The following is an 11,962-nucleotide window of genomic DNA, read 5'->3' as shown; positions in this document are numbered from 1 at the left end:
TAAAAAACCTAGCTCTGTAGCTAGGTTTTTTATTTGTTTAAGTATTTATTATACTCTTCAATCTTTTTCAATAAACGATCATGTAGATATTTATTTTTATCCTGTAATTTTTCAGCAATAAGTTTTGCTTCTTCTTGATACGCTTTAATCTTTACAGAATCCCAATAACTCGGAGGTGTTTGTAAATTAGTGATTCTATCCGCTAATTTCACCAATCCCACTTCTTTAGATAGCTTATTTATTCTATCCAAACTATCGAGCATACTTTCTCTTTTTGAAGGCAGTTCATTATTTTTTGTCAATGCCAATACCCCTTGAGCAACATTTCTTCCAAACTCTTGTTGTATTTCCTCATAAGTAGCCGAAGTATCTTCAATCGTATCATGTAAAATTGCCAATTGAATAGCGAAATCAATATCAAATACCTTTTCATGACAATACGAGGTTAGCACTTCCATGGCTACATTCGATATATGTAACAAATAATTGGCTTGACTTCCTGGGACTTTTTGCTCACTGTGTTTTTCACCAGCAAACTTCATAGCCTTTTGATAAATTTCTTGTGTCATAGTTTTATAATTTATCCGATAAAGTTACTCTTTTAAATTGAAACTAAAATCCGCTTTCGTTTCTTCTATGTCCATCTACTTTCAATATGACAAAAGCAAACCCTTGATTTTCTTTAACATATTTTTCACTAGTTGTTAAAATCTTATTAATTAGCTTTGGTTATTATACCTTATAAACTAATTTAAACATGAAAAAAGCTATTGCTATGGCTTGTCTTTTTATGAGTTCTTTTGCTTTCTCACAAGGCACAAGGCTTCTTAGACAACCTACTGTTTCAAAAACGGATATTGTTTTTGTATACGCTAACGATTTATGGAAAGTTCCTTTAAATGGAGGCGATGCCATTCGCTTAACAAGCGATACAGGTTATGAATTTAATCCTCATTTTTCTAATGATGGTAAAATGATTGCCTTTACCGCTCAGTACGATGGGAATACTGACGTATTTGTTATTCCTGCCGATGGCGGTGAACCGAAAAGGTTAACTTACCACCCAAGTGGCGACTTTGTTCAAGGCTGGACACCTGATAATAAAATAGTATTCAGATCTTCAAGAGAATCGCGACCAACGCAAACGAACAAGTTTTATAAGATTTCTGTTGACGGTGGAATGCCAGAAAAAATAAAAGACTCTAGAGCTGCTTATGGAGAAATTTCTCCAGATGGAAAATACTTAGCCTACACTCCTTTTACAAGTTGGGATGCTGAATGGAGAAATTACCGAGGCGGTCAAGCCTACCCTATCTGGATTTTAAACCTGAAAAACGATAACTTAACTTATACCCCACAAAAAGATAAGGAAAGACACCTTGATCCTGTATGGCACAATGGTATAGTTTACTATCTTTCTGAAAGAGATTATACAAGTAATATCTGGTCATATGATATTAATACCAACACTGAGAAACAAATAACATTTCACAAAAAATTCGATGTTAAAAGTTTAGATGCAAGTGAAAACGTAATTGTATATGAGCAAGGTGGTTACTTACATTTTATCGATCCTTCAACATTGAAATCTAGACAAATCACTATTAATGTAAAAGGTGATTTAAACTATTCTAGAGACCGATGGATGGATGTTTCGGGAAGAGACCTAAGCAATGCCAATATTTCTCCTAAAGGAAAACGTGCTATTTTCGAATATAGAGGAGAGATTTTCACTACACCTAAAGAAAACGGAACATGGAGAAATATTACCAATACGCCAGGTGTAGCGGATCGTGATCCTGTTTGGTCTCCAAAAGGAGATAAACTGGCCTGGTTTTCCGATAAAAGTGGAGAATATCAATTAGCTATTGCCGATCAAAACGGTAACAATGTATCCTATATTTCACTACCAAACCCTACATTTTATTTTACACCTGATTGGTCACCTGATGGAAAATATTTAGCGTTTACTGATACTCATTTCAATATTTGGATTGTAAACCTTGAAACGAAAAAATCTGAAATAGTTGCGACTGACAATTACGCACATCCAAACAGAACCATGCATCCAAAATGGTCTCCTGATAGCGATTGGATTGTGTATGCAAAACAGAATGAAAACCATTTTAAGTCGATTTTTGCATATCAGGTTAGCTCGAAAAAAACGATTCAACTTACCGATCCAATGGCAGATGCTATCAGCCCTGTTTGGGATGCCTCTGGAAAATATATCTACACATTGGCAAGTACCAATTATGGATTGACTTCAGGGTGGTTGGATATGAGTTCTTACGATCCGTCTGTAACTCGCAGTTTATATGCTATCGTATTAAACTCAAAAGACAAAGCTCCTAACCTTCCAAAAACCGATGAGGAAGAAATTGAGAAAAAAGAGGATGATAAGAAGAAGGATAAAAAGGAAAAGAAAAAAGATAAAAAAGACGCCAAAGATTCCAAAAAGGATAAAGATGCTAAAAAGATTAAGGTTACTATCGATGAAAAAGGAATCTTAAACCGTGTTGTTCCTTTAAAATTACCTGCTAAGAACTATGTTTCTTTATTAAAAGGACCAAAAGATAAAGTGTTTATCACAGAGTACAGTGATGAATCTCGATCTTCAATTGTTCATAGTTACGATGTTACCAAACAAAAAGCAACGGAATTTGGAAAAGACATTAACTCTTTAGCAATATCGCATGATTTAAACTCTATTTTATTTTATAAAAAAGGAAATTGGGGCATTGCTTCTAGCAAATCTCCAATTAAACCTGGGAAAGGTACGGTAAAAACCAACTTTAAAATTAAGGTGGATCCGAAAGCGGAAGCTCATCAAATTTTTAAAGAAGGATGGCGTTTTATGAGAGACTTCTTATATGTAGATAATGTACACGGTGCGCCTTGGGATGACGTTTATAAATGGTATTCTCCTTGGATTGATCACGTAAGACATAGAACAGATTTAAACTATGTAGTTGACATTATGAGTGGAGAGGTTGCTATCGGGCATTCATATGTATATGGCGGGGATACTCCTAATATTAAAAGAGTTTCTGTAGGATTGTTAGGTTGTGATTTTGAAAAGGACAAGGGACTTTATAAGATTTCAAAAATCTATAAAGGAGAACGTTGGAATCCTTCTATCAAAGCTCCTTTAGGACTTCCTGGTACAGATATTAAAGAAGGTGATTATTTAATTGCAATTAACGGAGTTTCTTTAACTGCCGATATGAATCCTTATCAACTGTTAGAACAAACTGCAAATAGAGAAATTTACATCAAGGTTAATTCTAAGCCTACTGAAAAAGATGCTAAAGACATCTTAATCAAACCTGTTTCAAACGAAGGTCGATTAAGAACGATTGACTGGATTGAAGGTAATAGAAGAAAAGTTGACGAACTGTCGAATGGAAAATTAGCTTATGTATATGTACCTAATACTGGTGGTGGCGGATTCACTTCTTTCAATAGATACTATTTTTCTCAGCAAAATAAAAAAGGGGTTGTTGTCGATGAAAGAAATAACGGTGGAGGAAGTGCCGCTGATTATATGATTGATATCATGGCCAGAGAGCCTTTTGGGTACTTCAACAGTAAAGCAAATAACAGAAAACCCTGGACCACACCAATGGCTGGAATTTGGGGACCAAAAGTTATGATTATTAATGAAAGAGCTGGATCGGGAGGTGATTTACTTCCTTACATGTTTAAAATGAAAAAGCTTGGGCCGCTAGTAGGAACAAGAACTTGGGGTGGTTTAGTTGGTACTTGGGATACTCCCAGATTCATTGATGGTGGTAGAATGGTTGCTCCAAGAGGTGGTTTCTTCGATGTTGATGGAAATTGGGCAGTTGAAGGTGAAGGTGTTGCTCCCGACATCGAGGTTATTCAATCACCGAAAGAAGTAAACAAAGGAAACGATCCTCAATTAGAAGCGGCTATTAATGAAGCGCTTCGACTTCTGAAAAACAAAGAATTTAAATATAAGCCTGAACCTGCCCCTCCAGTAAGATGGAAACGACCAGCAGGTTATAAAAATGATAACTAGGTAATCATTCAAAGGTTTTAAACCCCTTGGGTATTTAAAATCAAGATATGACATCAAACAATATCAATAGAAAACTTTTATTGATTGTATTTAGAAACGGATTGTTTAATTTTGAATAAACAATCCGTTTTTTATTATTCTAACTCTAAATTAACTTTTGAAACTCATAGCCACTCACATTTCTAAAAAACAAAATACCTCGATTCGTATTCAGGAATATGCTGTGGGTATTTTTGAAACGATTCCTACTAAATCAGCATTAAAAAAAGCTATAAAAAAAGGCTTGGTTTTTGTCAATGGAGAAAAAGCATCTACTGCCCTATTGATAAAAGGAAGTGAGAAAATAGAGCTCTATGAAGGAGAAACTGATATTAACACCTCAAAGAAGAAATTCGATATTACATTAGAAATACTTTTTGAAGATGAATATTTAGCTATCATAAACAAGCCAGCAGGTGTTTTGGTTAGCGGAAACTCTTTTGCTACGATTAACAATGCCTTACCTCAGAATCTAAAAAGGAGCAGTCTGAGTGATGTAACAATTCCAAGACCAGTACATCGCTTGGATTACCCAACAAGTGGACTCTTACTAATAGGTAAAACAACTTCAAGTATTATTGAATTGAATAGGCTTTTTGAATTAAAATTGATTCAAAAAACGTATCACGCTATTTCAATCGGTAATCTTCCTAAGAATGGAGAAATTAACACTCCTATTGATTCTAAGGTTGCTTTGACAAAGTTTTCTGTGTTAAAAACTGTGTCTTCTGAACGTTTCGGTAATTTAAATTTAGTGGAACTTCAACCGAGTACCGGAAGAAGACATCAACTTCGTAAACATTTATTTAGCTTAAACTCTCCTATTCTAGGAGATAAAGATTATTATTTAGAAGGTTTAATTTTAAAAGGAAACGGACTTTATCTTTATGCTTCTTCACTTAAATTCATTCATCCTTTTACTTCAAAAACAATAAACATCTCGAGTAATCTACCCAAAAAATTTGAGAGAATATTTCCTTAACAGATTGTTAGTTTTCCTACTTATTTACGACTCAATAGAAAACTTTAAATTATGAAATACTTTCTATTTTTTTTGATTTTCAGCATTGGTTCCGCTGTTGGGCAAAATATGAAGTTAGAAAAACTTGACGCTATCATATCCTCTGAATCAGATACTATTCTTAAAACCAATAATACTTGGAAATTTACTTATAAAGAAAGACTTATGATGTGTATTGCTGATGAAAAGGCAAATAGAATGCGTATAATTTCACCTATAGCCAGGAAAGAACAACTTAATGAAGAGTTGTTACTAAACTCATTGATTGCCAATTTTCATACTGCGTTAGATGTAAAATACGCTATTTCTGAAGATATTTTATGGTCAGTTTTCACACACCCATTAAAGGAACTTAGCGAGCATCAAATTCGAGACGCTATTTCACAGGTATATCTGGCAAACCTTACCTTTGGGACATATTATTCAAGTACAAATTTAACATTTCCAAGTCCCGTTAAAAGGAAAGAGACACCTATTAAGAAGCCTTTATTCGACTTACGAAAATTATAAAAAATTCAAATCAGAAGTTCAAAAAACTTCTGATTTGATTATACTTCTAAATGTCTTTAATAGCAGATAGAATTTTATCTTTTTCTTCTCCTTCAAAATGCCTCAAGAAGTGAATTAACTTTCCTCTTTCTTCTTCTAGAATCGATTTTAAATCCACTTTAAAAGGTGATCCATCGTAATACCTCGCTTCCGTTCCTGGCCCATCTGGAGAACCGTGATCTGCATCAATAGATTGCCTCCATCTCCATGCATGACTCGCCCATTCATTTTGGTCTACTAACTCTGGCGAAGTAAACCAAACATTCCAAGTAAGAACATTTCCTTTCAAGAGCATGTTACCAGATCCTAGGTTGAATATATCCATGATTAGTTGATTAAATTCATCAACAACTGGATACCCTGTTTTTACGATAGGTCCAATTTGTACACCTAAGTTTCCAACCGTCCAAGCTTCTTTCTCATGCATGGCAAAATCAGGAATTGGAAACCCAGTACTTAATCCTCTTCTCACTGGAAATACTGGTTGTTCTGGATAATCTACTTTATGGGTCGTTACCATAATTGCTTGTGATTTTGCAAAAGGAAATGGAAAATGACTTCCTTCCAATTTATTCCAAATTAGGTTTTGAATGGCTTTTATGATAAAACTTTCTTTCCCTTTTGGAGGACTAAACCATACTTTACCAATCACTCCCATATCAGCTGCTAATTCTCTATTGTCTTCATTTACCCAGCCTCTAGTTCCTGTTACGGTGACTTCAACATTTAATGTTCCTAATAACGGTGACGTAATACCTTGTTGCGGGCAAATAATTGAGAAAACTCTGCCTTCATCGGTATATCCTATTCTTGAAATATCAGGAGCAAACATCTGATAACAACGTTTCGTGTCTTTCTCATCAGGTTGTGTTTCCCAACTAAACTCTGGCCACTTCACAGCTTGTTGACGTTGAAGTCTATTTATGTTCAACATATTGTCAGGCATTGGTAATGAAGTCAAATCTGGATTAGGATATGCGAACGCTGGGTTAGATTCGGCAAATCCGCCTACCCAACCTGAAGGTATATCAACTGTTTTTTCTTTTAGTTCCATATTTAATAATTTAGTTTTTAGTTACTGTTGTATGGTATAATCGGAGAACGTCCTGCTTCACTTTTACTTTTGTCAGCTGCTTCGAAAACATTGGTAGGTAAGTCTTCTAAAATATCAGCTATCGTGATAATATTAAAATCATAATTTTCGAACGTTAATAAGAGTTCCATTTCTTCTGAACCGGTATTTTTAAAATAGTGAGGATAGCCTTGGGGTAAAAACACTACTTCATTTTCATTAAAATCGGATTCTATAATGTTTGTTCCTATTGGGTTTTCTTTGGTTACATCTGGTTGTATAATCCCTACGACACCCGATCCTCTCAAACAAATGGTTGTTTCATTGGTATCTGGATGTAAATGAGGTGTTAATAAATGTCCTGACGGAATAATAATTCGCTGCATTCCCGCTGGTAATCCGTCTTGCAGTTTTGGTAAATCAGGAAAACTAGTTGTCGATAAGCTTTTTGATGAAAGTTCACTTACAAATGGGGACTTAGTTAAGGTTGCCATAATAATTTATTTTAAGGTTAATTACGTATAAGTTAGTTATTAACCTTTTATCTAAATAAATAATAGTAATGAGTGTTAAAATTTAAGGTATAAGTGTAATCATTAAAAACAACTTCTTAAAATATGAAGTATTTGTTACTGGGTAACAGGTCTGGAGATAATTCAACAACATATTGTCTATTTGTAAAAACTGTACAATACCAAATGAGTGAAGTTTGTAACTTTATTGATTAGTACATTATAATACAAACTTTTGGTTTTGGTTTTGATTTAAACCAATTGTCTTCTCTTAGCAATATAACCTTCTAACTCATCAGGATTTTTGAAAACACCTCCTCTATCAACATTTTTTTCATCATTTATATTAGTGTTCTCTCCTTTTCCATCAACATTTGGAGTAGAATCTTTATTTGCCCAAGCATAGGTAGCATAGGGATCAAGCTGCATCATATGTTCCATAAGAAGTTTGATTCTAGCCAAGGCATGTTCTTTTTGTTTTTGATTCATTTTACTAACATTTCCCCAAATCAAAGTTGCTTCATTATAATAATTATTATAGCTTAATTGTGCTTTTTTAAGGCGAGCCATGAGTTCTTCATCTCCTAACTGCGATTGGGAAAGCTCGGATTGCACACTGGCCCACCAATTAACTGGTGTACTAATTTGGCTATTAAATCTATCTAAAGTCATTCTTCCGCCATGTCCAACATATAATGCCTCTTTAATAGCTGAATACCCCAATGTGTGAGGCCCCTGGGGAATACCATATCCACTAATTTCATTACCAGAAGCAGTATGAGTATAGGTAAATAACGTTGGGGGTCTCCCTTTTCCACTTGTTGGAACGGCCGATTCTTTTACAACCAATTGTTTAAAATAATCATGAATTTGAGCCATGGACCATAGCCCTCCTTGACCTTCCATAATGTTCACTATATCTTTGATTCTTTGTTGGTTCAGATGAGGCCATCGATTCGACAAAGCCTGAATTACTCCGACTTTACTGTTAATTGAATGTCCTCCATTTAATGCCTGAGATGTAGAACCATAATTTATTCTACGCTGAACAATGTTATTTACAGATAAATTTGTAGCGGATTTTTTATGAAAATTACTTTTATGTTTTTTTTGTCGGTTATCAATTAAATATCCATCTGGATTCCTAGTATTTTTTAACTGAGTCACATACCGAGCTACCGATAGTCTAGGTATTTTGTTAGTGAATGTTTTCTTTTCAAAGTATGTGTTCAAAGTCTCTCTTTTTTATTCAACATCAATGGTGTAAATCTAGCCAATGGTTCAATTGGTCTCATGAAATATACCATCTAAGAATTATCAATTTCCAAAACAGTATACTCTCAAATGAATAAAGTTTATAACTTTATTGGGTAGGTATGTATATTGTAAAACTTTAAGTCTTATTGAACTAATTCTTTTCAAACTATAAAGTCAAGGATATTGAGAAAACCATTATTTAATAGATGGTACCTCTATTTTCTCTTATTTTTGATTTATTTATATCGAAAATATGCTTGTAGTATTTATTCTTCGCCATTTTACTTAAGTGTCCCTTGGAACTGTTTATAACACTATTTCTAACATCGTCATTATCAATAACTGTGGAAACCCCAAGAGCCATTGCCTGATCAGATCTCTTGATATGCATTCTATTTAAATCAAAACTTCTATGATCTTCATGAATTCTTCCATGCCCATGAAGTACCCATCCATCCAAGCCATTAACTTCCCATTCTGCCCCAAAAGCTCCTTTTCTTGCATCAAATTCAGATTCATAAATACCATGAATTCCTTTTCCTTTCCCTTTCGTTCCTACCGATATCCCTCCCATTTTCATCAAATGAATAAATCTTACATCTTTGTTTGCTGCACCATTAAAACCAGTCTTTGCATGTGTCGTAAACACTTGCTTTATAGTTGTATTGTATTGTTGAAATTGATTATTATTTGGGCGATTAGCTCCTAATACGCTTTGCCATACATGTTGTAAAGTAGGGATACCTGCTGGCAAAGGAGCATAAGAATTATATAGCTCGACAATAAAACTTACTTTAGTATGATTTTGCTGCAACCATTGAAGCGTAGCTGCGGAATCTAGTCTTAACTGATTCGCTCTTTGTAAAGCCATTTGATCATTTTGTATAACATTTACATTATTATGATTTAAGTATCCATTCATCGTATCTATTTGATCTTGGATGTGTGATTCGTTATGTTGATATCCCCAAAAACCATTTGGCAATAACGCTCTTATTTGTACCCTTACATTAGTAACTTGTTGCATATCAGCATTAATTTGAGGTCTTAAATTTACTGGAGCTGGTGCTGGAGCTGGAACAATTGGCTGTTGAACAGGAGGGACCTGCTGTTGGTTTTGTTGAGCGTTTTGATTACCTTGATTTACATTATTTTGTTGATTCGGTGCATTTCCTCCTAATAAGGCGCCTACCCCAATACCAGCAATAGCTCCTATTCCCGCTCCAGCCCAAGCGCCTATTCCTGCACCAACAGGACCTCCAACCATTCCAATCGCTCCTCCTAATACTCCACCTAAAACAGCCGCTGTTGGTTTGGTTACTTTTTGGACAACGGGTTCGTTAACACCTTGAGCCTTTTTTTCGTCAGAAAAGGAATTGTTGATCTTCATCTGAATAGCCTTACTTCCCATTACATCCGCTTCTTTTTCTAAACCTGCATTATCGTTAATATTAGTACCATTCAATGAAGTGGTCGGCTGCACTCTTCCTTGTTTTTGTTGAACTACATGCCATGCTTCATGTGGCAGGTGTTTTTCTTGTCCTGATGCCAAATGAATATTTGTTCCTTGAGCATATGCATGTGCATTTAATTGAGCCGGTTTATTCGAATTATAATGAACTTTAACATCATCCATAGAATGACCAGATAAATGTTCAATTCCCGACTTCAAATTATCAGGTAAGCCAGTATTATTTGGTTTTCTTTGAATAGTTTTATGTTCTCTATTATCTTGAAGTATTACTCCTTTTTTTGCTACTCTTTGAGTTATATGTAGCTGTTTATTCTTCTTTTTATTGAGGTATTCCATAATCTATTCGTAATGCTTATTATTTACTTTCCTCAGCATCAACCTTTTCCTTAACAAATTTCTCTGCTTCTTTGACAAATTCTTCTTTCGACATTTTACCAGATTCTAAGTCATCTTTATGCTTTGTTATAAACTCCATTAAATTTTTTGTTCTATCAATTGTAAATGAAGTACCAGCAATTTCTACTCCATCACCTATTCCTTTATCTATTTGATTATAAAAAGGTGATACTTTATCTGCTAACAAAGACTTATAAGCTTCTTTTTTCTCATTCTCAGAGCGCTTCACTCCTGCTTTTTTATCCTTTTTACTTGCATGATCGTTCAACATACCCTTTACTGTCGATTCAACAAACTCTTTGGCGTCCCCTATTTTTGATTTTTCCGCCTGATAATACACCACCACTTTATCATATTTAAGTGTGGTCTCACTTTTGTCATCACTTCCGTAAAACTTGAATGAAACAATCACATTATTAGTTTTCATGTCCTCTCTAAGGGCACTTGCTACAAAATGCGCCGAGCTCTGACTCTTTACATTGAAAATCATTCTTCTTTGAGTCTTAGTAGGATCTTGCTTTTTCTTATTATCTACATGAAAATAAGCACCGTACTTTTGCCCTCCAACTCCTCCTTGAGGATCAAACCCCTTGGGGACATTATTTGAGACAGAATAATCTCTAGATGCGGTGTAACCTGGAGCATCTCCTGTTCCAAGCATACCATATAATGTTTTATTGTATTTATATTTTGCATTTGTCTCTGATAATAAATCATCTTTGGCATTCTTATTTTTAAGATATGAAACTGCCCTTGTGTATATCTCCTCTAACTTTATTTTGTTATTATCATTGACCTCATTCTTTTTCCCAACATCATTCGGTAAAGGGGCTCCTATTTTCTCTTCATTAATCCATCCTACATGGGTAATTTTATCTTTTGTAAATGCGAACCCTTTTACATGTTCTCTTTCTGAACTAAACATCCCACCAGTTTTGAACTTAGAATCTTTAGTATTTACGCCATCTGTAATCTTTAACCTTCCTCCTTTCTGATATGTTCCTAATACTTTACTTTTATCGTCAACACTTCTCACTTTTCCTCCGTCGTTTGCTTTGTAAAATCCCTGATCTTTTTTAAGTTGGATAGCTCCTGTTTTTATTGAGTTATTTTTAAATGTTTTGCTTTCGTCTTTTTTTAATTGAAAACTAGAAGCCTTAGATCCCATTACATCAGCTTCGTTTTCTAAACTTGTGCTATCGTTAACACTTGATCCATTAACCGAAGTAGTAGGTTGTACTCGTCCCTGTTTTTGTTGTACTACATGCCAAGCTTCATGAGCTAAGTGTTTTTCTTGCCCAGCCCCCAGATGAATATTGGTTCCTTGTGCATAGGCATGTGCATTTAATTGAGCAGGTTTATTTGAATTATAATGAACTTTAACATCATCCATAGAATGTCCTGAAAGGTTTTCTATTCCAGATTTTAAGTTATCGGGCAAGCCTGTATTATTCGGTTTTCTTTGGATAGTGTTATGTTCTCTGTTATCTTTAATTGCCTTCCCTTTTGCTTCCGCTCTTTGAGCAGGATTAGATTTATTACGACGTTCTTTATCTTGATATTTCATTGTTTTTTTGTTTAAGATTATCAATTCCCA

The 11,962-nt window shown here is 34.6% G+C and carries 9 protein-coding genes; 3 read left to right on the top strand and 6 right to left on the bottom strand.

From position 1 onward, the window contains the following. Positions 1-29 precede the first annotated feature (29 nt). Positions 30-569, bottom strand: a complete 540-nt coding sequence (locus ACKTTV_RS05485; RefSeq protein ID WP_408029817.1) for an HD domain-containing protein — start codon at positions 567-569, stop codon at positions 30-32. 188 nt (positions 570-757) lie between these two features. On the opposite strand from ACKTTV_RS05485, the gene ACKTTV_RS05480 reads away from it, so the two are divergent. From ACKTTV_RS05480 to ACKTTV_RS05470, 3 genes are all read left to right on the top strand, one after another. Continuing rightward, complete coding sequence (locus ACKTTV_RS05480) at positions 758-4,045, top strand: S41 family peptidase (protein ID WP_408029816.1); 3,288 nt, start codon at positions 758-760, stop codon at positions 4,043-4,045. Positions 4,046-4,202: 157 nt separating this feature from the next. After that, entirely contained in the window at positions 4,203-5,066 is an 864-nt protein-coding gene (locus tag ACKTTV_RS05475; protein WP_408029815.1) for an RluA family pseudouridine synthase, read from the top strand. A 51-nt stretch (positions 5,067-5,117) separates the two neighbouring features. Further along, complete coding sequence (locus ACKTTV_RS05470; protein WP_408029814.1) at positions 5,118-5,615, top strand: hypothetical protein; 498 nt, start codon at positions 5,118-5,120, stop codon at positions 5,613-5,615. Between the two features lie 46 nt (positions 5,616-5,661). Here ACKTTV_RS05470 and ACKTTV_RS05465 read toward each other — a convergent pair whose 3' ends face one another. The 5 genes from ACKTTV_RS05465 to ACKTTV_RS05445 form a co-directional block, all read right to left on the bottom strand. Then, complete coding sequence (locus ACKTTV_RS05465; RefSeq protein ID WP_408029813.1) at positions 5,662-6,708, bottom strand: hypothetical protein; 1,047 nt, start codon at positions 6,706-6,708, stop codon at positions 5,662-5,664. 17 nt (positions 6,709-6,725) lie between these two features. Continuing rightward, entirely contained in the window at positions 6,726-7,220 is a 495-nt protein-coding gene (locus ACKTTV_RS05460; protein WP_408029812.1) for a cupin domain-containing protein, read from the bottom strand. Between the two features lie 270 nt (positions 7,221-7,490). Next, the gene (locus ACKTTV_RS05455; RefSeq protein ID WP_408029811.1) at positions 7,491-8,471 is read right to left on the bottom strand and encodes a hypothetical protein; all 981 of its coding nucleotides are present in this window, start codon (positions 8,469-8,471) and stop codon (positions 7,491-7,493) included. A 223-nt stretch (positions 8,472-8,694) separates the two neighbouring features. Further along, positions 8,695-10,305, bottom strand: a complete 1,611-nt coding sequence (locus ACKTTV_RS05450) for an eCIS core domain-containing protein (protein ID WP_408029810.1) — start codon at positions 10,303-10,305, stop codon at positions 8,695-8,697. A 19-nt stretch (positions 10,306-10,324) separates the two neighbouring features. Further along, positions 10,325-11,932 carry an eCIS core domain-containing protein gene (locus ACKTTV_RS05445; RefSeq protein WP_408029809.1) on the bottom strand — a complete coding sequence of 536 codons (1,608 nt, stop codon included), beginning with the start codon at positions 11,930-11,932 and terminating at the stop codon, positions 10,325-10,327. Positions 11,933-11,962 lie beyond the last annotated feature (30 nt).

The organism is Tenacibaculum xiamenense, assembly GCF_964513065.1.
Classification (GTDB): domain Bacteria; phylum Bacteroidota; class Bacteroidia; order Flavobacteriales; family Flavobacteriaceae; genus Polaribacter; species Polaribacter xiamenense.
Note: the sequence above shows the minus strand (reverse complement) of the source record. Positions and strands in the feature narration are given on the sequence as shown.

What these genes read in the sequence shown, in the direction of transcription:
- ACKTTV_RS05470 (WP_408029814.1), top strand. Translation starts at nt 5,118, where the DNA reads ATGAAATACTTTCTATTTTTTTTGATTTTCAGCATTGGTTCCGCTGTT.
- ACKTTV_RS05480 (WP_408029816.1), top strand. Translation starts at nt 758, where the DNA reads ATGAAAAAAGCTATTGCTATGGCTTGTCTTTTTATGAGTTCTTTTGCT.
- ACKTTV_RS05460 (WP_408029812.1), bottom strand. Translation starts at nt 7,220, where the DNA reads ATGGCAACCTTAACTAAGTCCCCATTTGTAAGTGAACTTTCATCAAAA.
- ACKTTV_RS05465 (WP_408029813.1), bottom strand. Translation starts at nt 6,708, where the DNA reads ATGGAACTAAAAGAAAAAACAGTTGATATACCTTCAGGTTGGGTAGGC.
- ACKTTV_RS05445 (WP_408029809.1), bottom strand. Translation starts at nt 11,932, where the DNA reads ATGAAATATCAAGATAAAGAACGTCGTAATAAATCTAATCCTGCTCAA.
- ACKTTV_RS05485 (WP_408029817.1), bottom strand. Translation starts at nt 569, where the DNA reads ATGACACAAGAAATTTATCAAAAGGCTATGAAGTTTGCTGGTGAAAAA.
- ACKTTV_RS05450 (WP_408029810.1), bottom strand. Translation starts at nt 10,305, where the DNA reads ATGGAATACCTCAATAAAAAGAAGAATAAACAGCTACATATAACTCAA.